The 22,393-nt window shown below is 62.6% G+C and carries 15 protein-coding genes and 5 pseudogenes; 11 read left to right on the plus strand and 9 right to left on the minus strand.

Annotated elements, in window-relative coordinates:
• Positions 1–130 precede the first annotated feature (130 nt).
• From P6U28_RS23965 to P6U28_RS23990, 6 genes and pseudogenes are all read left to right on the plus strand, one after another.
• Positions 131–480 (plus strand): annotated as a pseudogene (locus tag P6U28_RS23965) (transposase); the annotation flags it as partial.
• Positions 481–669: 189 nt separating this feature from the next.
• A pseudogene (locus tag P6U28_RS23970) lies at positions 670–1,709 on the plus strand (IS110 family transposase).
• Between the two features lie 289 nt (positions 1,710–1,998).
• Positions 1,999–2,406, plus strand: a complete 408-nt coding sequence (gene tnpA / locus P6U28_RS23975; protein WP_209296671.1) for an IS66-like element accessory protein TnpA — start codon at positions 1,999–2,001, stop codon at positions 2,404–2,406.
• Positions 2,403–2,750 carry an IS66 family insertion sequence element accessory protein TnpB gene (tnpB, locus tag P6U28_RS23980; protein WP_209296670.1) on the plus strand — a complete coding sequence of 116 codons (348 nt, stop codon included), beginning with the start codon at positions 2,403–2,405 and terminating at the stop codon, positions 2,748–2,750. The genes tnpA and tnpB overlap by 4 nt, the downstream gene beginning before the upstream one ends.
• A 32-nt stretch (positions 2,751–2,782) precedes the next feature.
• Positions 2,783–3,818 (plus strand): annotated as a pseudogene (tnpC, locus tag P6U28_RS23985) (IS66 family transposase).
• Between the two features lie 2 nt (positions 3,819–3,820).
• Entirely contained in the window at positions 3,821–4,063 is a 243-nt protein-coding gene (locus tag P6U28_RS23990) for a hypothetical protein (protein WP_209296668.1), read from the plus strand.
• A 1,554-nt stretch (positions 4,064–5,617) separates the two neighbouring features.
• Here P6U28_RS23990 and P6U28_RS23995 read toward each other — a convergent pair.
• Together P6U28_RS23995 and P6U28_RS24000 are read right to left on the minus strand one after the other, a co-directional pair.
• Positions 5,618–6,616, minus strand: coding sequence for an IS110 family transposase (locus P6U28_RS23995; RefSeq protein WP_122402735.1), 999 nt, complete (start codon positions 6,614–6,616; stop codon positions 5,618–5,620).
• Between the two features lie 171 nt (positions 6,617–6,787).
• A pseudogene (locus P6U28_RS24000) lies at positions 6,788–6,946 on the minus strand (porin); the annotation flags it as partial.
• Positions 6,947–7,660: 714 nt separating this feature from the next.
• Between P6U28_RS24000 and P6U28_RS24005 the strand changes: the two are divergent.
• The gene (locus P6U28_RS24005; protein ID WP_407120059.1) at positions 7,661–8,170 is read left to right on the plus strand and encodes a septal ring lytic transglycosylase RlpA family protein; all 510 of its coding nucleotides are present in this window, start codon (positions 7,661–7,663) and stop codon (positions 8,168–8,170) included.
• 707 nt (positions 8,171–8,877) lie between these two features.
• Here P6U28_RS24005 and P6U28_RS24010 read toward each other — a convergent pair.
• The 3 genes and pseudogenes from P6U28_RS24010 to P6U28_RS24020 all read right to left on the minus strand — a co-directional run.
• Positions 8,878–8,995, minus strand: a pseudogene (locus tag P6U28_RS24010) (DNA ligase); the annotation flags it as partial.
• Positions 8,996–9,237: 242 nt separating this feature from the next.
• On the minus strand, positions 9,238–9,954 hold the full coding sequence (locus tag P6U28_RS24015) for a hypothetical protein (RefSeq protein ID WP_407120060.1): 717 nt from the start codon (positions 9,952–9,954) through the stop codon (positions 9,238–9,240).
• Between the two features lie 520 nt (positions 9,955–10,474).
• Complete coding sequence (locus tag P6U28_RS24020) at positions 10,475–12,052, minus strand: porin (protein ID WP_407120061.1); 1,578 nt, start codon at positions 12,050–12,052, stop codon at positions 10,475–10,477.
• A gap of 506 nt (positions 12,053–12,558) precedes the next feature.
• Between P6U28_RS24020 and P6U28_RS24025 the strand changes: the two genes are divergently transcribed.
• The gene (locus P6U28_RS24025) at positions 12,559–13,038 is read left to right on the plus strand and encodes a MarR family winged helix-turn-helix transcriptional regulator (RefSeq protein WP_122401792.1); all 480 of its coding nucleotides are present in this window, start codon (positions 12,559–12,561) and stop codon (positions 13,036–13,038) included.
• 39 nt (positions 13,039–13,077) lie between these two features.
• On the opposite strand, the gene P6U28_RS24030 is transcribed toward P6U28_RS24025, so the two are convergent.
• Entirely contained in the window at positions 13,078–14,148 is a 1,071-nt protein-coding gene (locus P6U28_RS24030) for an alpha/beta hydrolase (RefSeq protein ID WP_407120062.1), read from the minus strand.
• Positions 14,149–14,859: 711 nt separating this feature from the next.
• Here P6U28_RS24030 and P6U28_RS24035 point away from each other — a divergent pair.
• From P6U28_RS24035 to P6U28_RS24045, 3 genes are all read left to right on the plus strand, one after another.
• Positions 14,860–15,924, plus strand: a complete 1,065-nt coding sequence (locus P6U28_RS24035; protein WP_407120063.1) for a ketopantoate reductase family protein — start codon at positions 14,860–14,862, stop codon at positions 15,922–15,924.
• Between the two features lie 459 nt (positions 15,925–16,383).
• Entirely contained in the window at positions 16,384–17,190 is an 807-nt protein-coding gene (locus P6U28_RS24040; RefSeq protein ID WP_407120064.1) for a YkgJ family cysteine cluster protein, read from the plus strand.
• A 105-nt stretch (positions 17,191–17,295) separates the two neighbouring features.
• A complete protein-coding gene (locus tag P6U28_RS24045) occupies positions 17,296–18,810 on the plus strand; it encodes a helicase HerA domain-containing protein (protein WP_407120065.1) in 1,515 nt (504 codons plus the stop codon).
• A gap of 158 nt (positions 18,811–18,968) precedes the next feature.
• Here P6U28_RS24045 and P6U28_RS24050 read toward each other — a convergent pair whose 3' ends face one another.
• The 3 genes from P6U28_RS24050 to P6U28_RS24060 are packed head-to-tail and all read right to left on the minus strand — an operon-like array spanning position 18,969 to position 22,377.
• Entirely contained in the window at positions 18,969–19,709 is a 741-nt protein-coding gene (locus P6U28_RS24050; RefSeq protein WP_122401787.1) for an ABC transporter ATP-binding protein, read from the minus strand.
• Entirely contained in the window at positions 19,706–20,554 is an 849-nt protein-coding gene (locus P6U28_RS24055) for an ABC transporter ATP-binding protein (protein WP_407120066.1), read from the minus strand. Before P6U28_RS24055 ends, P6U28_RS24050 begins: the two co-directional genes overlap by 4 nt.
• The gene (locus P6U28_RS24060) at positions 20,554–22,377 is read right to left on the minus strand and encodes an ABC transporter permease (protein WP_407120067.1); all 1,824 of its coding nucleotides are present in this window, start codon (positions 22,375–22,377) and stop codon (positions 20,554–20,556) included. Before P6U28_RS24060 ends, P6U28_RS24055 begins: the two co-directional genes overlap by 1 nt.
• Between the last annotated feature and the right edge of the window lie 16 nt (positions 22,378–22,393).

Here is a 22,393-nt window from a genome sequence, read left to right on the forward strand (position 1 = left end):
GCAGAATCGCTAGCGGGGGTCCGCTACATAGGAGACCCACACAGTTTTGGAAGCCCTATTTTCTTATTGACCTTGCCCCACGGGCTTAATCCAGTTTGAAGTTCGCTCTGGCCCACATAAGGACCAGAGCATGAAGCGCAGTCGCTTTACGGAAGAGCAGATCATCGGGATTTTGAAGGTGCACGAAGCTGGCGTTTCGGTCGCCGATCTGTGCCGCAAGCATGGCGTCAGTGACGCCAGCATCTACAAATGGAAGGCAAAATTCGGCGGGATGGAGGTGTCGGAGGCCAAGCGGCTGAAGACCGTGCAGGACGAGAACACACGACTGAAGCGGCTCTTGGCCGACGCCATGCTGGACAATGCGGCCTTGAAAGATCTCCTGGGAAAGAAATGGTGATGCCCGCTGCCAAGCGGAAAGCTGTCGCCCATCTCGTGGACGTCTACGGAATGAGCGAACGTCACCTGCAACCCGCGACGGGATCTGGCGCTGCGCTATGCTGAGGGCTCCGCGCCAGCTCCCGTCGCTGCCACCGCCCAAATGGGCAAATCCAACGACCGGGGCGAACTCAGGAATGGATAAAACTTGATGTGGTGGAACGGCCCGCTCCAACAGCATCAAAGTGCTAGAACGTGGTCGTTGTTCGAACGCCACAAAGGAGGGACCGTTCCGTGAAACAGGTTAGCACCATCGGGTTAGATTTGGCCAAGCACGTTTTCCAAGTTCACGGCGCGGATGCGGGGGGCTCGCCCGTGTTCAACAGGAAATTGCGGCGCAGCGAGGTTCTGCGCTTCTTCGAGAAACTGCCACCATGCCTGGTGGGGATGGAAGCCTGCGGTAGCGCCAACTATTGGGCGCGCGAGATCGCAGCTCTCGGTCATGAGGTGCGGCTCATTCCGCCGGCTTATGTCAAACCCTTCGTAAAGCGAGGCAAAACGGATGCGGCGGACGCAGAGGCCATCAGCGAAGCGGTGATCCGCAAGACCATGCGCTTCGTCCCGATCAAGACGGCCGAGCAACAGGCTGCCGCGATGGTGCTGAAGACCCGCGCTCTTCTAGTGCGGCAGCGAACGCAGGCGGTTAACGCGTTGCGCGCGCATCTGGCCGAATTGGGCATCATCGCCACCGCTGGCCTGGCAAAGATTGAGGCGCTGGTCGCAATCGTACGGGATGAGACAGATGCTCGCCTGCCCGCAGCAGCGCGCTTCGCGCTGAGGGCTATTGCCGACGAGATTGAAGCTTCAGCCGACCAAATCGAGAGACTCGAGCGCGCGATTGTTGTGGAGACCAAGCACGACGAGGACATGCGTCGGTTGACCACGATACCTGGCGTCGGCGCCATCACGGCGGCGACCATCAAGGCGCTCGTGCCGGATCCCGGCGGGTTCAAGTCGGCTCGCCACTTTGCCGCCTGGCTGGGATTGACGCCGCGGCCTCATTCAAGCGGAGGCAAAGAGCGACTGGGAGGAATATCGAAGATGGGAAATCCGGAACTCCGCTCTCTGCTCGTTGTCGGGGCGACGGCCGTCTTGCGGGTTGTCCGAAACGACGCTCGGGCGCGGCGTGGCTGAAGGCGCTTCTCGCCAGACGGCCCTTCAAGGTTGCCGCGGTCGCGCAGGCCAACAAGACGGCGCGGATCATCTGGGCGCTTCTGAACAAGGGCGGGACGTACCGACGTCCCGACCCGCTGACTGCCGCGGCCGCCGTCTGATAGACACAGGACCGCCAAAGCGATCTGACCGGCGCAGGCCGGCAGAGGGCAAGGTGCAACAACAGCCGATGAACCCATGGGACGACATCCCGAAACGAGTGAAGCTACTGCCCCCAATGCGCTCAAACGCGTAAACTTGATTTTGCTCCTCTTCCGCGGATCTCATCGAGGCCAGCGGCCATGTGCCGCGCGCAAAGGCCGGACATATGACCGCACCGTTCCTATGTGTGTAAGCCTCCGAGGAGAGACGCCTTGCGGCGGGCTGGCCTGATGGTTGAGAACTGTACGTATGGACAGCCATACGATCAGTACGTTGAATCGACTGGAAGTGGTTGATACGGGCCGGCGGCGGCGTTGGTCTGAGGAAGAGAAGGCGCGGATTGTTTTGGAGAGCCTATCCGAGCCGCGCCTGGTTGCGGCGACAGCCCGGCGGTACGGCTTGTCGCGTTCTCTATTGGTGACCTGGCGAAGAGCCTTCGCGGCGACGGGGACCAAATCCGAGGCTGGCTTTGTCAGGGCAGTTGTGGCCGAGGGGGTGCCCGCGGCGTCGGTGGCGGCGTCATCGGAGAGCGCGACCGTACATTCGACGGAGCGTCGGATCGAGATCGAGCTAACCGGCAGGCGGCGGGTCATTGTTGATGCGGGCGTTGACGTTGAGGCGCTTCGCCGGATCATCGAGGTTTTGGATCCGCGATGATTCCGGTTCCTACGGGAGTTCGGGTGTGGCTGGCGACGGGCCACACCGACATGCGTAAAGGCTTCGCCTCATTGTCACTGCAGGTGCAAGAGGTGCTGCGCCGCGATCCGCTGAGTGGTCATTTGTTCTGCTTCCGCGGACGCAGAGGCGATCTATTGAAAGTGATCTGGCATGACGGCCAGGGAGCATGCCTGTTTACGAAAAAACTCGAGAGAGGTCGTTTTGTCTGGCCGTCGCTGGCGGACGGCGTAGTGTCGATCTCGCAGGCGCAGATGAGCTATCTGTTGTCCGGCATCGACTGGCGCAATCCCCAGGAGTCCTGGCGTCCGACCAGTGTGGGCTGAGACTTTGTTATTTGAGTTTGGCCGCGAATGTGATTCCATCTGGCTATGGACTCCAGCGCCGACCTGCCGCCCGATCCGAGCGCGCGGCCAGGCTTGCGGCGGAAGCCAGGCTTGCTGAAGCGGCCAATGCCCAGGCGAAGCAATCGAGCACCGAAGCGCTGATTGCCCACCTCAAGCTCGAGATCGAGAAGCTACGACGCACGATATATGGCGCACGCTCCGAGCGGTCGGCGCGGCTGCTCGATCAGCTGGAGCTAGAGCTTGAGGAACTCGAGGCGGGGGCACCGAGGATGAGCTGGCCGCCGAGAAGGCGGCCGAGAAGACGCAGACGGTGCGTTCGTTTGAGCGCAAGCGGCCGGTGCGTCAGCCCTTCCCCGACGACATCGAGCGAGAACGCGTCATCCTGCCGGCTCCGACGCAATGCCCCTGCTGCGGGTCGACGCGGCTGTCACGCCCGCCTTCTGTTGGGCACATGGACGGAGGGCGTTCTTCGAACTTGCCGACATCGCCCAGAACGCTCGCCGCGGAAGATCGGCGACCGCGATCTCGCCCATTGCGCTGGAAGCGGTTCGTCGGATTGACCAATTGTTCGAGATCGAGCGCGACATCTATGGGCTGAGCGCTGAGGAGCGGCTGCAGATCCGCCGGGAGAGAAGCGCGCCACTGCTGACCGACCTTGAGGCTTGGCTCCGAGCGGAATCTGCCCGGCTCTCACGCTCGTCCAACGTGATTAAGCCGATCAACTATCTGCTCAACCGCTGGGAGGGCTTTGCCCGCCTTGTCCACGACGGACGGATCTGCATGACGAACAATGCAGCGGAGCGAGCGTTGCGCGGTTTTGCTCTGGGAAGAAAGGCATGGCTGTTCGCCGGTTCTGATCGCGGCGCCGAGCGGGCTGCCGTGATGGCCACGCTTCTCATGACGGCGCGTCTCAACGACATCGACCCGAAAGCCTGGCTTGCCGACGTCTTCGCGCGCATCGCCGACATGCCGCAGAACCGCCTGCGCGAGTTGCTGCCCTGGAACTGGACGCCTCCTGCGCCGAGGTCCTCCGCCCCGGCGGCGTAGCCATGCACGTCAACAAGGTTCACGCCGTCTTCACCATCGCTCGCGTCGCAAAAGACCTCGGCGAAGACGAGGACTGGCTCTGGGACGTGGCCAACGGAATGGACACTGAGGATGGCGTCATCTGGGTTTACGGCATAGGTGACGACCAGGTCATGGCGTTCACCGACTTCGGCATCGAGAACCTGACCGAGCTCATCAGGATGCACAAGGACGACCCCGAGCTCCTCAAGCGCTGGGATCGGTGAGCTCCTGTCCGCGGTCTAGCCCGGATGGATACCTATGTGTGAAATCGACTGAAAAAGCTCTTGCCACGCGGGCCGTTCCACATATGGGGGTAAGGTCATTATCGAAGGGCAGCCTAACTCGGGAAGTCTCGTCTGGATGGTTCACCGGAAGGCGCCGTTTGCGCGCGATCAATCGCCGCCCGAGATGCAATGGTGCGACTCCAGAACGCTGCCATTAAGTCGACCCGCGGAGACTGCATGTCGCACGTTTCCAAACGTGCTCCAGGATTTGCGCCTGCCCGACTTTGGTGCACAACGAAAAGCGCTCTCGTCGGCAGCAACGCACCAGACTTCCGAACGGTGGAATCAAAATCAGTATTGAGCAATTTCAAGGGACGTTGGAGAAATGGCCAAAGTCGCCCTCAAACGAACTCAACAGCGCAGCCGCCGTTTCCAAACAGAAGCGCACAAGGGATCCGTCGCGTCAACCCGACATTTAGCAAAATGGTAATCGCTCCGCTGCGGGTGCTCGCGTCCTCCCTCATGCGGGCTCGCTACGCGATTTCACTCCCGCCACAGAGTCTGTAATGGGTCACATCCGGGCGTCACGGTCATATTCGTCCTTGGTCCGTTCGCGCTTCGCAAGCCGCCGTTAACAGGTAGAAGCAGAGAGGCAGCTAGGGGCCGGCCCAAAAGCGGGCGTCATGATCAATGCGACTTGGCTACCTACTTACGGCTGTTAAATCTGTGGCCTGATTGCCCGACTCACCTTGTTTCACGGCGCGAGCGCGCGCATTCGGATTGCGTCGTTCCCATCCCGAGTGCAGGCGATAGCGGGCTAGAGTCCCGATTGCCGAACGACGTAAATCGAAAGACGTAAAGCCAACGCTGAATTGCAGGCGCCTGTTTCTCGCGAGAGTATTGCGGGGCCGAACGCGCGAGAGCAGTTCGCTTTCAAGCAAAGCAAGGAGAACATCATGCAAGACAGACGCACGCTGAGAGAACTCAGTGAGAAAGAACTAGAGCAGGTGCATGGTGCAGCATTAACAAGTGCGAACCCGGGCGGGCAGCCGCACGGTGCATCGCAGATGACCACTACTTCAGGGAACGGCAATGCCCCTCCGGGCCAAAATAAAGACCTGCCCCCGGGACTCCAGTAGTCGGCGGTACCGAACGCCGGTCAGAATTCGTCCAATACAGATCCAAGGAGAATGTCATGGATACTCCGTTGAAAACGATGAACGATTGAGAGAGATCGCGGAAGCCGAGTTCAAGAATGAAGGCGACCACAGGTGCGGGCGGAAGACGCCCGGCACCAAGCTACGCTCTCCCATCGTTTCGTGCCAACTTGCTGCAACGGAATGGGTCTCCGCTGGGCACGGCGGAGACCTTCCCTGGACGTCAACTTTGCTCAGATGAGCTCCATACTTCCTGATCTCAGTGCTGGGATCACCAGTCACGCTGGGCGGGGAAACTGTGTTGAAGTAGCCCGGCGATCGGCCGGCCTCAAGGCTGGCGCTGGCGCGCCACCGCCTCCGGCGGCTTCCGGCCTTGACCCCGTCCGCTCGCCGGTCTTCAGGGCGTGCAAGCGCTCGGCGGAAGCCGAGCGGAGTTGCTCACTTCGTACCGGCCGGCGTCCCATTTCTCGCCGCGTGCGATCATGACGTTCAGGATCACGATCAGCTTGCGCATGCAGGCGGTGAGCGCAACCTTCGGCTCCTTGCCTTTGGCGATCAGGCGATCGTAAAAGGCCTTGAGCACGGGGTTATGCCGGGTCGCGGCTCCCATGGACGCCATGTAGAAGACGTTGCGGACCTTGCGGCGTCCGCCCTGGATATGACGGACGCCCCGACGTTTGCCGCTGTCGTCGTCATAAGGCGCAGCACCCAGCAGGGCCGCGGCCACTTTGTTGCCTATCTGGCCGAGTTCCGGCATCGCCCCGATCAGTCCGGCGGATGTGCCCCCGGCAAGACCTGGTACGCTCTCGATGATCTCGGCGAGTTCGGCAAAACGCGGTGTGGTCTTGATCAGGGCTGCGATCGCTGCTTCCAGCTTGGCAATTTCGGCGGCGAGCCGCTTCAGCAGGCGATTTTGCATCTTCTGCACGACGTCAGGAGTGGAATGCTCCGTCCTGTTTCGCAAGCTCGTCTGCACGTCAATCAGAGCCTGGCGCGCACTCACGATCTGCGCCAGCTTCTCGCGTGCCGCATCGTAGGCTTGCCCCCTTGCCTCAATGAAGGTCTCGGCGAACCAGGCAATCATCTCCGCATCGATCGGATCGTTCTTGGCGAGCTGTCCAGCCGATTTGGCGAAGTTGCGCACCCGCTTTGGATCCACCACCAAGCCTTCGATACCATCCTGGCGTAGCACCTTGGCCCACTCCCGCTCATAACCACCGGAAGCCTCCATGGCGGCTTTGCCGACCTTGTGCTTGCGAAGCCAGCGGATCAGCGCTCGCCGACCTTCTGGGCTGCTCGCGAACGTCTGCCGTTGTGACAATGAGCGAATGCACACATCCACCTTGTCCTTGGCCACGTCGATGCCAGCGACAAGGACGTCGTTTTGTGCCATCATCTACTCCCTTCCTTGCTCGGTTCGGGCTCGAAGCCCATGCAACTGTTCGGGTTGAGGAAGACCACCGGATCTGTCCCTCGCTCCCCGACAGGCTCAAGGCCTTTGAGCACGAACGGGCTCAGATCCAGCGACGGGCGGTTTTGCGAGAACCGCCCGTTCGCACATTCTGGCAGATTTTCTGGACACAAGGAGCAGGACAACCGAGTTCTGGTCCTTCAGCTCGTAGGTCGCGGCCGGCTTGGCCGGGACGCCGATCAGAGCGGCCGTGGTCACCGTACCAGCGTACTTCTGGTCGAGGTGGGTCCAGGCGAGGTCAGTCGAGAATGTCAGAGTGAGCGTCACTTTCCTGGAGGTTGGGCTCTTTATTTTGATTGGAATGCTTTGAAAGGAGCGCGCGATCTGGGCAGCGCGCAGCCCATTTAAGGCCGCGTACTCATAAACCTCCTCGATGTCCGGTTTGCCCCAACACCGGCCACCTTTGTGCAATTGCAGCAAATGAGCGATGGGCCATCACTAGAGACGCTGCAGCGTATTCGATCACTTGGTCGGCTCGTGCGAGCAACGCTGGGGAGACCGCAATTCCGAGTGACTTTGCAGTTTTGCTATGATGACGAGATCAACCTCGGTCAGTTGCTCAATCGGCAAGTCGGCAGGTTTCGCGCCTTTAAAGGCTTGGAACAAGCTCGGCCTGCGGCGGATTGGAGGCGATCATCACGAGCGGAATGCTCTTTGTTCTCCTTCGCAATTTTGGCCGTGGCCGTCGTCCAGGGGACGATGATGTCCGCCTTCCGTCCAGGGCGTCGAAGATTTCACGCCCGGTTGGATCCGGTCTACCCCGATGGGCCGACCACTGAGGACGCCGCCTAAACTTCGCATTCGGGCTAGACGCTGACGCTCGGCGCATAATCTGCGCCACAGAGTTCCGACCTACTCAAAAAACGTCCCAAATTGACGCTGTTCCGTTGTATGCTGCTCTGCACCCTCGGGAACGCCGCTTGGTAAAAATCATTGATTTTTTGTATTTTTCAGTGAGTGGAGTTGATCATGCGTCTTCTGTTTGCAGAAATCGCGATAGCGTCCTTAGCTGCTTGCTTGCAGTCTCCGTATGCTTCAGCACAAAGCTTCGACGAAAGATGGTCTATTATTCCGAAGGCACATGCTGAACCTGCTCCTGAAGAGAAGGAGCAAAAACAGAGTCCTCCTGAGCATATTCCGGCAGGGCCACTATGGACGCGGACGCCAGACAATCCCCGGCCTTCCAAATCGTTCAATAAAGTCTTCACCGGAAAAGCGTCCTTCTATTCTTATACAAAGGGTAAAACAGCTAGCGGGTCGCTCTACAATCGCGAGGAAATGACGGCGGCCCATCGAAGTCTTCCCTTCGGAACTCGGGTTCGCGTCACCGACATTGCGAGTAGCAGGTCGGTAATAGTTCGTATTGCAGACCGCGGACCGTGGATTCGCGACCGCGTGCTGGACCTCTCCCTTGGCGCTGCACGCGGCTTAGGAATTACTGATCGAGGTGTGGCACAAGTTCGAGTAGAGGTCCTTTAGGTAAGCGCCGCGCTCTATGTGGCAACAGTCGTGTGCTGCTATCAGTGCGCGATTCGCCTCGGCAGTTGACGCGGCCAGAACGCTGTGCTGGGAAGATAGCGTGCCGTTTTTCGAACCAGCAATCCACTTGGAGATTGTCCGCTTTGGGTCTTGGCCGTGTAAAAACACCCTTCCCAGCCAGCGAGGTCGGAGAGAAGCCAGGACCGGTTCGTTCTCAGGCCGCGATCGCGGCCATCAGCGGCTTGATCCCGACGATGTTCATGGCCCGTGTCAGATTGTAGGCGAGGACCGAGAGAGCCCATCTCGGCAGCTACTTTTGGAAGAGTTTTGGTGAGGAAGTGCGTCGCTCCCATGCGAGCCTTCATCGTGCCGAACGGATGCTCGACCGTCTCGCGACGTTGGCGCATGGCTTGTGGGTTTGCATCGAGCCGCTGCTGCACAACCTTGAGCAGATGCTCATGCTCCCAACACGTAATCCGCCGCTCCGGCCCGGTCGTGTATGCGATTTGAGTGAACAATTTTGACAGGCTGTGGTCCAGTAACGCCGCAGCATCTTGCCGTCTTCTTTGCTTGTGTAGCGATACTGCAATCGCTCCCCAGCACGATCAAATGATGCTCGGTGTCTACGGCGACCTGCATACCGAGAATCGGGATAGACGAAGTCGCCCTTCCTCGCGGCCATGACGACGACAATCGCACGCACCGTCTCAAACATCCTCGCGCAGCCGCTTGAAGAACGGCTGCCGCACCTTCCCCTCAGCCGAGTGCCGAGACCTTGTCGAAGCAGTGGTCGACCTTCCCGGCGTAGACCAGGTCGTCCCCTTTTTCGACCTAAGTAACGGGAGCTGTAGCATGCAGCACGGCTGTTCCAGAATTAACCCGCGACCGCGACATCAAGCTTAATTCCAGACTTTGATTGCAGCGAAGCTACGAAGGTTTAGCTTCTCACGGCCCGACATTGCCCTTTGGTCCGGGTCCCCAATGCGACGCCGTCGCGCCATTATATTCGACGCGGCGGCTTCGTTTGGACTATAGGGCTCTCGCGCGAGTTTCATTTGAAAAGGCAGTCAGACTGCGAAACTCTCGATCTCATGGAGATGCGTCGGCAACTCACGGCCCTGCGCTCGGAAGCGCTCGATGTCACCACCGTCAGCGACGAGCAAGTAGTGATGTTCGCCGTCTGAGCCGGGGATCAACTCACCAGTATCGCCACGGCTCAATCCAGCGCTCGTGCTGGAGCGGCTGACGCGAGCGGCGCGCGCGAGACCAGGAGCGATCTTGAGCAGACACTCCCACATGCCGCCGCTGGCATCGATCTTGACTTTGACTTCCGGAGGCATGCCCTTGGTATCAAAATCAATCAAAACCCAGGACGGCACGCCAGACCGATAGTTGATGAAGTCGCGGGTGCGGGCAATGCAACCGGGATTCTCGTTGATGCGGTCTTTCGTGACGATGTGAACGGGAGCGGCGATGTTCTTGGCCATCGAGCCGAGCGCGATCGCTTGATTGGAACGACACGCGACGATGATACGGGCGAGCATAGCCGCCGTGGCGGCGAGTGCGCGCGCTGCAATGCCCTTGCTCATCCAACATTTCGAGCCGTCGCTATTCAGCGAGCCGTCGTCGTTCAACGACAGCCGCTTCGACATCAGCGACGGCTCGTCCAGTTTCGTGATCAAGGTCAGTTCTGCGCCTGCCAGGTCAGCCTGACCGGCGGCGACGTCATCGCTTTGCGTGATGTCTTCGTCAGCTGACGGCGGAACAGAGTTAAGAGTGCTCATTGCCGTTACGCGACTTTGCCGTACGCGCGGCTCGCATGTTCGCCGCAGGGTTTTCCCGCGCTGTCGACGTCACGGGAAAAATGCTGGCGAGACGAACCATTCAGCGCCGCTCGTCCGCACGCGGCTCCGAGCTCACAGGGACTACCCGCCCTGCCCGCACCCTTCGTGCCGACGCTGCCGCGTCCACCGCAACCCGACGCGCGACACGTGACGACACAGATCGCCCCTCAAGACTGAGCCGGGATGGGCGACACATACGACAAATCCGAATTTCTGTAAAGTCGAATATTCTGGCGGGGACGGATTGACATCGCCGCATGTGGAAACATCCAGGTGTTTTGCCCGTCGGGCGCCGTAGCCCGGATCGAGTGTTGTCCGGCATCGCACCGCTCATTCTACAGCGCCCCGGATTACGCTTCCGCTCCGTCCGTACGAGGGGCGTCGGATGTCACGCAGAATGCACACAAAAAAACACCCGGCGGTTTCCCGCCGGGTGTTCGTTCCACTGGTTGGAAAGATCTTACCAGTTGCGCTGGGCGCGCAGGATCATGGCGATCGAGTCCTGGTCCTTCAGCTCGTAAACCGCAGGCGGCTTGGCGGTCGTGGCGGACGGGCTGATGGCAACCGTACCCGAATACTTCTGGTCGAGGTGCGTCCAGGAGAGGTCGGCCGAGAACGTCAGGTTCTTGACCGGGGTCCAGCGGGTGACGATACCGAGCTGGCCGATCGCGAAGTCAGGGTTACAACCCGTGACACCGGCGAGGCCGCCGAACACGCCGCCTGCACCGCTAGCGCCGCAGAGCGTGGTCTTGGCAAGCGTGCCGAACTGGGCCTGAGCGTAGGCACCGTAGAGCGCGGAGTTCCAGTTGGGATTCCAGTTGTGGGTGTAAGCGCCACGGAAGCCCCAGGTCTTGACCGTCTCCTGCTGCGAGCCGGTGATGTACACCGTGTCAGGAGCATTGGCGAAGCCGATGCTGCCATAGGCACCCGCAAGGCCCGAGCCGCCGAACAGCGAATACGTGCTGCCCGACAGGTTCTGGAAGTTGTAGCGGGTCGCACCGTCGGTGTAGACGCCCTGGATGTTGATCGTGTCACCCGCGCCGGTCGGGATGTTCTTGATCGACAGAGCGAGCTGAACCGCCCAACCCCACTTGTCGTCGGGGTGGCCAGTCAGCTCGTTCGCGCCGTAGTAGGCAACGTGGTTGTCATGCGCAGCGACCGACGCCTGGAAGAGACCCCAAGCCTGGTCGACACGCACCTGACCAATGAGGTTCGGCGAACGGGAGCCGCCGATGGCGTTGGTGCCGTACGAACCACCGATCATGCCACCCACGCTGGCCCCGGACATGTTGAGGTTGCCGGCCTGATAATATGCCGTCGCGTCTTCCGCCGAGAACGACGCCGTCACGCCCTGACCGAAGTCAGCGGTATAGGTGAACTGGTTGACACCAGTGACCGTGCCACTGCCGCCGACGAGATTGTCAGTGATGTTGCCCGGATAGTTGGTCCAGGGCGCATCGAACTGCGACACGGCCTTACCCATGGTGAAGCCGGCGAACTGGATGAAGGCATAATACACGCCGAGCGCACCGCCCGAGGTACCGCCGTCGGTCGGGTTGATCGACGAACCGACCAGCGCCGGGGTCGCACCCGAGGTGTTGAGCGCCAGCGTGCTGCTGTAGGCGGTGCCGCCCGTCGCAGAACCGGTGCCGGAATAGTTGCCGGTCGTCCAGGTGAAGACCGCATCGAAATAGGTGCGGACCACGCCGTACTCGGTCGCGGTGCGCGTGTCGATGTTGAGGTCTTCACGAGCACGGAAGGTGTAGTAGTTGGCGAGGCGGTTGCGGGCGCCGGCAACACCGCTCTGGTTCGGGTTGAAGTCCGAGTTGGTGTTCAAGTTCGCGTCGGCGCGCAGATAGCCGCCCAGCTTGATGCAGGTGTCGGTGCCCGGGATGTAGTAGAAACCGGCGCCGTACAGCGAGCAGATCTTGACGTATTCGACCGCCTTGGCCTTCACCGGCAGATCGGCTGCGAACGCCCCGGAGACGGCCATCAGGCCGGCTGCCGAGCCGAGAAACAGCGTCTTCGTTAACTTCATTCGTAAACCTCCAGGTCGCTTCATGGGGCTCGGCTCCTCGGAGGACGCCGCTTCACCCAGTTTGATTTCCGTTCAATTCAGGTCCGCACTGAAGGTCCGGACTGAAACGACAGCGAGGTGCCCCCCCTCCGTCGTTCCTTTCGTATAGTTTATAAAAACAATCGCCTCAATTTGTTGATTTGGTAAATCGTTGTTTCCGGCGCGGATGTGGCCCAAAGGCAACAGAGCAGTCCTTGCGAGGCCATAAATAAATGAAAAAGCCCTCAGGGGGCATCCCGAGGGCTTTTTTGGAGGTTCTCACGTCGCCGGCCGTGACAAGGTCAAGAGCCAAAGAGAGAGTAGCTGAGACGTAATTTAATCAATTGATTTTTGCAAGCACTGAATTGTCGGTCGCTTCCAGGCTGCAACATCTACGCCATCTTCGTGCGCGACAGGCGAGACGCCTGCTCAATATCCCGTTACTATCCGGGAAAAGGGATCAAAGGAATCGAACGAGGGAAGCCAGGGTGCTCGAGAAGAAGCTCAACAGGGCGATTACGGACTTCATTTGGAACGTCGTCGAAATCCACTCCCAGCTGGAGGACATCCACACCAGCTGGGCCGGACTGCTGGGCATCACCCAGCCGCAATGGCTGATCCTGATGGCCATCACCGAACTCGATGAGGGGCGAGGCGTCGCCGGCATCGACATCGCGAATAAGTTGCGGGTCCACCCCGCGTTCGTCACCAACCAAACCAAGACGCTCGAAAAGCGCGGATTTCTGTCGCGACGAGCCGCCCCGGACGATGCCCGCTTCGTTCTGATGTCGCTCACCGCAAAGGCGACCACGGAGATCGAAAAGCTGGCCAAGCGAAAGCTCGCCCTTAACTCGACCATGTTCAATGAACTCGACGAAACGACCTTGGCCGAGTTGAACGCCACGCTCGCGACGATCGCCAAGAACGCCCGGCTGGCGGCACGATTGCTGGCGATCGAGACTTCATGATCCGCCTGGCCCCGGCGCTTCACAGGTCCACGTGACGCGTTAGAGGTAAGTCACGGGATCGAATTGACGAGCCGCTCCAAACTTGCTGTCGAGCCATTGGACAATGAAATTGTCGGCGGCGATGAAATTCTCGACCTCACCCAGCGGGTGCGGAATGCGGTTCGGCACAACGACCGAGCAATCGGCTCCGGCCCGCCAATAGGTGGCCTGTAACTCGAGAGCCTCTCGCTCCCGCAGCATCGAGCGGCTGCCAACCACCATGAGAAGCGGGCAAGCGATCCGATGCGACGGCGGCAACTCGCCATTCGAGGCTCTATCATCGACGCCGGTCATCCAATGCACCGATGCGCGACGCGCGACCGAGGTCAACAGTCCCGCGTCGCACACGGCGGCGGCTATCCGGCAGTCCGAAACGGCGAGGCGAGAGGCACGACTGGCGCCCGTCCCTTCGCCATAGACCGCGATCTGCTGCGCGTCGACATCCTGACGCGCTTCCAGATAGTCCAGCCAGCACTGAAGCATTTGCTCCGGCTCCACGCCGCGGCGACCGGGTGAGGCGCCGGCAGCGAGGAAGAGGAGTGACGTGGTCCCGCCGCGTGTGGCCGGCAACAGCCGGCTCATCATCGAGTCCAGCGTGATGTCCTCGTCACCGATGCAGATGATTGCGGGCGCGCAAGGTCCGCCACGCGACGCCGGCACGAAGAAACCGGACAGCGGGCCCCGATCGAGGCCATCGATCTCGACGCGCTCGATCGCCGGACCGAACCCGTCCATGAAAGCTTTCAGGTTGGCTCCGACCTTGCCGGCGAGGCCGGCCAGCGCCGGGTCCTCCGGACAGGACAAGCTTCGCGCGACTTCGAGGGCCGTGAGCGAACACAGCCCCGCTTCCGACGCAATCCAGGCCGAACCATCTCTGCGCGCGGACTCGGCGAACAACCGGTAGTCGTCTGCGACCCGCAGCCAGTCCGCGACCCACAGATGTCTGTGCGTCTCACGCGCGAGCTCTGCACCGGTGAGGCTTTCGAAGAATTCGGACACGCGATTGCGCAAGCCCGTCAGATTGCGACCGGCACCGTCGCGCGAGCCGTGAGGCCAACGATCACCTTCCATGTCACCCCCGAACGGCGCCGTCAGCGGCTGCCCGGACATGGATGGCGGGAACGCAGCGCAATCTCCGCACCGCGTGCGCCCGCTTGCGCCTTTCGCGCGATACGATTCATCCTGACGATCGCTCCGCCGTCGCTTCGCGCAGCGAAGTTGCCGGCGCTCCATCGTTCAAACGAGCCGGTCCCGATACGACGTCCCCGCCGGCTCAACTCAGTCGTCACAGCTCAGCTCCCTTGCTGACACTTGGTCTGCGCCCCGCGCCATTCTGCCATTTTCGCGGTCCCCGGTTTGTAGTTTTTTGTTGTGACGGGCGCCTAAAATATAGAGGGGACTTGATGACAGAGGAGGCAATCGCGATTTCAGCCGCAGATCCGGCGGATCGTCATCTGATCATCGCAAACCACCGCGACGCGCAGCTCCAGCTGTTTGCCTCTCCAGCGAGCCGGAAGGGCGATACGATTTTGCCGAATTATTCGAACCGAGATTCTCGGCATCGTGACCGAAGCGCCGTGCTTGCCTTCCTGACTTTTGCGAGCCTTGCCGCGGCACGATCCTTGTTGAGCTCCTCGTCGAAATGCGAACGAAGCGGGAATATCACCGCCTTGTATGCATTATCCCAGTTGCCAGCCCTGCGCACTTCGCTTTACATGCGGCCAACCTGCCCTCGGACTAGGACCGAGGCCCAAAATCACATGACCGCTCTGAGGACGAAACATGGCGCGTAACATTTTGATTCTTGGGGCTTCGTACGGCTCGCTGCTGGGCACGAAGCTGCTGATGGCGGGTCATAACGTGACCCTGGTCTGCCGCGCCAAGACCGCCGAGCTGATCAATCGGGACGGTACCGAGGTGCGCATCAAGTTGCGCGACGAGGCGGTGCATCGGGCCATCTTCTCGCGCGACCTGCCCGGCAAGCTCGATGCGGTGACGCCGGCCAATGTCGACCTCTCCCGTTACGATCTGGTGGGCCTTGCGATGCAGGAGCCGCAATACACCAACCACACGGTGCGCGTTCTCATGGTCAAGATCGCCGCGGCGAAACTGCCGTGCCTGTCGATCATGAACATGCCGCCGCTGCCCTATCTGAAGCGGATTCCTGCGCTCGCGGACATGGAGCTCGAGGAAGCCTACACCAACGCGCAGGTGTGGGAGCGGTTCGAGCCGGGACTGGTGACGCTGTGCTCGCCCGACCCGCAGGCCTTCCGGCCGCCGGAAGAGGCCGCCAACGTGCTTCATGTCGGCCTGCCGACGAATTTCAAGGCATCGGTCTTTGCCGACGAGAAGCACAACAAGCTGCTGCGCGAGCTCGAATCCGATATCGACGCGGTGACGCTCGACGGCCATGACGTGCCGGTGAAGCTGAAAGTGTTCGACTCATTGTTCGTGCCGCTGGCGAAATGGTCGATGCTGCTCACCGGCAATTACCGCTGCATCACGCCCAATGAGCCGCAGTCGATCCGCGACGCAGTGCATGGCGATCTCAAGCGCTCGCAGACGATCTACGACCATGTCGACGCGATCGCCCGCCGCCTCGGCGCCGATCCGCAGGACCAGGTGCCGTTCGCCAAATATGCCAAGGCCGCCGAGAGCCTGCTCAAGCCGTCCTCGGCCGCGCGCGCGGTCGCGAGCGGCGCGCCCTTCATCGAGCGCGTCGACCTTCTGGTGAAGCTGATCTCGCATCAGCTCGGCGTGCCCAGCGCCGAGATCGACCGCACCGTCGACACCGTGGACCAGAAGCTGAACGAGAAGATCGTGCAGGGCGGATCCGGCGCGCAGTGACTTCGCGCCACGCGCTCGGAAATCATTGAAGCCGGACCAGGCTGGTCGCCGCGACAGCGTGACCGCGCCGGTGCGCGTGACCAAGTTGCGATGTCCGAGCCGGCGTCCGTGATTGTTCCCGGTGTGGCGCAAACTCACCGATAGTTCTCAAGCCACGTGATCGGGTCGCGCTCACGCGCGAACCGCAGGTATCACGACTGCGTGAGACGACGGCATGCCGCCCGTCATATCCCGCGCTTCGCAGGCAAAGCAGGCCGATTCGATGCGAAAGGCTCCGCCTTACGTGCAGACCCTTCATTCGCGCAAACGTTGCATGCGCGCAGGACCGGTCCAGCTTCTTGCCGGCAGAGAGATGAGTAACATATCTTCCTAACTCAGGTGTCTATGACCTGTTTGCCGGTCTGCTTTCCGGCGCGTTCGCAATGCACGACTGAAAGAACAACAACAATGGATCAGGCGATGCTGAGCATCGTCCGCGCGATGGAGGCAGGCGCGACGACGATGAAGGCCGTGATCGACGCCACCGGACTATCCCGTCTCAAGATCGAACGTGCGTTGACCGCGCTGGAGAAGCAGAAGCTGCTGGTCCGTGACGGCCAGGGCTTTCGCGCGACCGGTCTGCCGAAGGCGGCGCGTCCCGCCCGGCAGTGCGGCTCATGCAACGCCTGCTGCGATATCCTCGAAGTGGCCGCCGTCGACAAGCCGGTGAACCAGCTCTGCCGGCATTGGCAGCAAGGGACCGGATGCACCATTTACGACCGCCGCCCGCAGATGTGCCGATCATTCGCCTGCGCCTGGCTGCAGGGCCATCTCGATGACGACTGGTTTCCCGAGAAAGCCGGCCTCGTGGTGCATTTCAGCCAGGACGCCGTCAATGTCACCGTCGACGACGATTGCCCGGACCGCTGGCGCGAAGAGCCGTATTTCAGCAAGCTCGCCGAATGGTCGCTGAACGGCATCAGGCGGATCGGAAACCGGGGCTATGCCACCCTCGTCGTCTCCGGCACTGAGCGCTTCCTGCTGCTTGGACGCACCGTCATTCCCGAGCCGACGCCGTTCGGCACCGCGTTCCTGCCGCTCACGGCTGACACTTTCCGGTTCTGGCGGGCGAAGTCGCCCGAGCATTTGCGACGGCTGCACGAGCGCATCGCCGAGATCGAGCGGATCAGGCAGGAATTCGGATCCTGCGCCATCCCTGAGAACGAGGACGACGATCCGCAACCGCCCTATCGGCCCGCGCTTCTACGGTTGTCGCATCACGCCTGAACTCCGCCGTGGGCAACACGGCCTGATTCGCGCGCTGGCGCTCGACGCGCCTCGGTCGGGTTGATAAGTCCCTGTCCGCGAATGACGGGGACTTGAGTCGGGGACATGACGGTTGCAATCGAGATGGGGCAGACCACGGCAGGCGCCGCGGCCGCCATGGACCTCGAGGAACTGCTGGCGACCCGCCTCCTGGTGCAGGGCAATTCGGGCTCCGGCAAGTCGCATCTGTTGCGGCGGCTGCTGGAGCAGAGCGCGCCCTGGGTGCAGCAGGCCATCATCGATCCCGAAGGAGATTTCGTCACGCTGGCCGAGCGCTTCGGCCATCTCGTGATCGACGCCGAGGATCACACCGAGCGCGGCCTTCAGGTTGCCGGCGAGCGCGCGCGGCTGCATCGCGTCTCCACCGTGCTCAATCTCGAGGGGCTGGATGCCGAGAACCAGATGCGGCGCGCCGCGGCGTTCCTCGGCGGAATGTTCGATGTCGATCGCGACCATTGGTACCCGATGCTGGTGGTGGTGGACGAGGCGCAGCTGTTCGCACCGGCGGTCGCCGGTGAAGTCTCGGACGAGGCGCGAAAACTCTCGCTCGGCGCCATGACCAACCTGATGTGCCGCGGCCGCAAGCGCGGGCTTGCCGGCATCATCGCGACCCAGCGCCTCGCCAAGCTCGCCAAGAACGTCGCGGCGGAAGCCTCGAACTTCCTGATGGGCCGCACCTTCCTCGACATCGACATGGCGCGCGCCGCCGATCTGCTCGGCATGGAGCGGCGGCAGGCCGAGGCCTTTCGCGATCTCGAGCGCGGGCAATTCATGGCGCTGGGACCGGCGCTGTCGCGCCGGCCGCTGCGTCTGAATATCGGCTCGACCGAGACCTCCCCGCGCAATTCGACTCCGCGGCTGATGCCGCTGCCGGAAGCGACGCTGGAAGATGCGCGCGCCGTGATCCTGGCGGCGCCGCCGCCCGATGCCAGCCGGCCGCAGCGCCGGCCCGCGCCGGATCTGCTGGAGCAGCTTCGCGCGGCGAAAGCCGCCGCCGCGCCGGAGATCCGGCCCGAGCTGGCCGAGGTGCCGGTCAGCGCCGAAGAGCTCGCGGAGCGGCGCGAGCGTGTCGACCGCACGTTGCGCGCCGTGCTGGCCGAGCCCGACGCCGGCTTCCGCGCCATCGGCGTGCTCTATCAAGAATTCGTGGTCCGCTGCCGCATCGAGGGGCTCGGCGCGGCGGTGCCTGATCTCAACGAATTCCGCCGCATGCTGACGCATGCGCGCGCCGGGCTCGGGACCGATCTCGCTGAAGACGACGCCTGGCAGGACGTGTCGCTCCGCGCCTCGATCCTCCCCGACGACATGCAGGGCGTGTTCATGATGATCGCGCGCGCGGCCAAGGAAGGTTGGCCGTGCCCCGGCGATGCCGCGATCGCGCGCGCCTACGGCTCGCACTCGCTGCGCCGCGCGCAGCGGCTGCTCGGCTACATGGAGGAGCAGGGCCTGATCGTCGTCCAGCTCGACGGCACCGGCCGCCGGATCGTCACGCTGGTGGAGCTGGCCTGGGCCACGGCGCCGGGCGATCCCAATGGCGATGATCTGCCGGTGGACCAGGTCGCGAGCGCGGCGTCGGCCTGATACGAGATGGAGGTCGTCATGCCCGGGCTTGTCCCGGGCATCCACGTTGTTCGTGCCGGGAGGCAAGACGTGGATGGCCGGGTCATAGGCGAGCGCAAGCGACGCCGTCCTTCGGACGGCTATGCCCTGCCATGACGTGGAGAGGTCAGCACATTGCGTCAGGCCGCCTCGGAGCCGCCGAGATAGGCGTCGCGCACCCGGGGATCGTCCTTCAGCGCGCGCGCCGGGCCTGACAGCACGATCTTGCCGGTCTGCAGCACATAGGCCTCGTGTGCGATCTCCAGCGCGAGACTGGCGTTCTGCTCGACCATGAACACCGAGACGCCTTCCTGGTTGATGGTGCGGATCAGCTCCAGCACGCGGTCGACATAGAGCGGCGACAGGCCCATGGTCGGCTCGTCCATCACGATCATCCTGGGACGGCTCATCAACGCGCGCGCCATGGCGACCATCTGCTGCTCGCCGCCGGACAAGGAGCCGGCGCGCTGCGACAGCCGCTGGCCGAGCTTCGGAAACAGCGTCAGCATCCTGTCGAGATCCTGCGCCACCGCGTCGCGGTCGTTGCGCACGAAGGCGCCCATCAAAATGTTTTCGCGCACGCTCATGTCCGCGAACAGCCGCCGCGCCTCCGGCACCGAGGCGATGCCGCGGCGGACGATCTGCGGCGTGGAAAGGCCGACCAGCGAAGCGCCGTCGAAGCTCACCTCGCCCGAACGCGGCTTCACCAGACCCAGAATGATCTTCATCGTCGTCGACTTGCCGCTGGCATTGCCGCCGAGCAGGCAGACGATGTGGCCGCGCGCGACCGTGATCGACAGGTCGAAATGCACCTGGGCCTGGCCGTAGAAGGTGTTGACGCCCGACAGCGCCAGCAGCGGTTCGGGTGCGCTCGTCGTCATGCCGCGCTCTCCTGCTCCGCCGCACCCGACAGGCCGTGGCCGAGATAGGCCTCGATCACCTTGGGATCGCTCCGCACCACCTCGCCCGGTCCTTCCGCAATCTTCTTGCCCTCGTCCATGACGATGACGCGGTCGGACAGGCGCATCACCATCTCCAGCTTGTGCTCGATCAGCAGGATGGTCAGCCCTTCGGTCTTGAGCTCGGCGACGAGCGCCTGCATCTCCGCGGTTTCGGTCGGGTTCATGCCGGCGGTCGGCTCGTCCAGAAGCAACAGGCGCGGCTTCAGCGCCAGCGCCCGGGCGATCTCGACGCGGCGGCGGTTGGCGTAGGACAGGCTATAGGCCGGCTGGTCGATGCGCGGCAGCAGCCGTTCGCCGAAGCGGGCGAGAATGGCTTTCACTTCCTCGCGCAACCGCTCCTCCTCGGCCTTCACGCCGGCCGGGCGCAGCAGCGCCAGGCCGAGTTCGAGCAGCGGACCGATCACCGGCACGGCCGGCTTCACGGCACGCAGCCGCGTATGCGCGCCGATCAGGACATTGTCCATCACGCTGAGATTGCCGAATACGCGGCCGAGCTGGAAGGTCCGCGCGATGCCTTCGGCCGCAAGCCGTTCCGGCGAGAGACCGGTGATATCCTGGCCTTCGAAGCGTACTGCGCCTTCATCCGGCCGATCGAGACCGGTCACGAGGTTGAACAGCGTCGTCTTGCCGGCGCCGTTCGGGCCGATGATGCTGATGAGCTCGCCTTTGGCGAGGTCGAGATCGATCGCATCGACCGCGGTGAGGCCGCCGAAGCGGCGCGTCAGCCCGCGCAGGGACAGCATGGGATTGTGCTGCTCCGACATCAGATCGTCCCCAACAGGCCCTGCGGCCTGAATCGCACCAGCAAGAGCAGCACGATGCCGTAGATCAGGATGCGATACTCCGCCGCGATCCGGAACACCTCGGGCAAGCCGACCAGCGCCACCGATCCAACAATCGCGCCGACCACGTTGCCGAGGCCGCCGAGGATGACGACCGTCAGCGCCAGGATGGACTGCTGCGTGTTGAAGGTCTCGTGGTTGATGTAGGAATAGAGATGCGCGGCGATGCCGCCGCTGACGCCGGCGGCGAAACCGCCGAAGATGAAGGCCAGCGATTTATAGCGGTTCAGGCTGAGGCCATAGGCGCGCGCGGCGATGTCGTCATCGCGGATGGCACGGAAGCTGCGGCCGAGATGCGAAGTGAGCAGCCGCCCTTGCAGCAGGGCCAGCACGACCATCACCGCAAGGCTGAACCAGTAGACTGAGGACGGGCTGATCAGGTCGTAGCCGAACAGCGACAGCGGCGGGATGCCGGAGATGCCGATCGGACCGCGTGTCACGCTCTCCCAGTTCAGGATCACCAGCGACACGATCTCGCCGATGGCGAGCGTCGCGATCGACACATAATGCCCGCGCAGGCGGAAGGACGGCGAGATCAAGAGCGTGCCGAGCGCAGCGCTCACGAGGCCGCCGCCGATGACCGCGAGGCCGACCGGAACGTTGAGGGTCAACGACAGCAACGCCGACGTATAGGCGCCGATCGCCAGCAGCGCGGCGTGTCCGAGCGAGACCTGCCCCATCGTGCCCGCGACCAGCGTGAGGCTGAGCGCGAGCATGCCGAGCAGCCAGGCGTTGATCAGGGTCTGGAGCACGTAGAAGGATACCGGGAAGAGCGGCAGGACGGCAAAGCCGGCAGCAGCAACAGCCAGGACCCAACGTGGAATGCGCACCGGGCGGCTCGGGGCGATGAAGGTGCCGGTGAGCGGCTCCGGCGGCGCCTGCCGCGCGCTGGCGAACAGGCCGTTCGGGCGCAGCACCAGCACAACCACCAGCAGCAGGAAGGCGAACAGGTTGCGGTAGCTGGTGCCGAACACGGCAACGCCGTAGCTCTCGACCAATCCCAGGAGCAGGCTGCCGATCACCGCACCCGGCACGTTGCCGGCGCCACCGACGACTTCGGCAACGACGCCCTTCAGCGTCGCCTGCAGGCTCATCGCGGTGTCGATCTGGTTGTAGTACATGCCGACCAGCATGCCGGAGACGCCGCCGAGCGCAGCGGCGATGCCGAACACCGCCTGATTGACGCGGTTGACGTCGATGCCCATTTGCATCGCCGCGTCGCGGTCCTGCGAGGCGGCGCGCACCGCCCAGCCGAGCTTGCTGTAGCGCAGGAACACGAACAGCAGCAGCGCGCTGCTGATGCCGACGCCGGCGATGAGCAGATCAAGCGGTCCGATCGTGCCGCCGCCGAGCTGGAAGCGCACGTCCGGCAGCTGGCTCGGCAGAGCGCGCGGATTGGGCGAGAAGGTCAGCATCACCAGCTGGTCGAGCACGAAGCTGATGCCGATGGTCGCGAGCAGCGGCGCGATGCGCACGGAGTTCTGCAGCGGACGGAGGCCGAACCGTTCGATGATCAGGCCGACCACCGCGGCCGTCGCCGCCACCACGATGATGGTGAGCGGCAGCGGCGTATGCAACTGCACCACCGCGACCCAGCCGATATACGCGCCGACCAGATAGATCGAGCCTTGCGCGAAGTTGATCAGCCGGCTGACGCCGAAGATCAGCGCGAGCCCCACTGCAACGAGGGCGTAGACATTGCCGACGATCAGCCCGTTGATCGTGTAGTCGAGCCAGGAAGACAAACGTTGATCCCCGCGT

The organism is Bradyrhizobium sp. STM 3561, from assembly GCF_045571455.1.
Classification (GTDB): Bacteria; Pseudomonadota; Alphaproteobacteria; order Rhizobiales; family Xanthobacteraceae; genus Bradyrhizobium; species Bradyrhizobium vignae.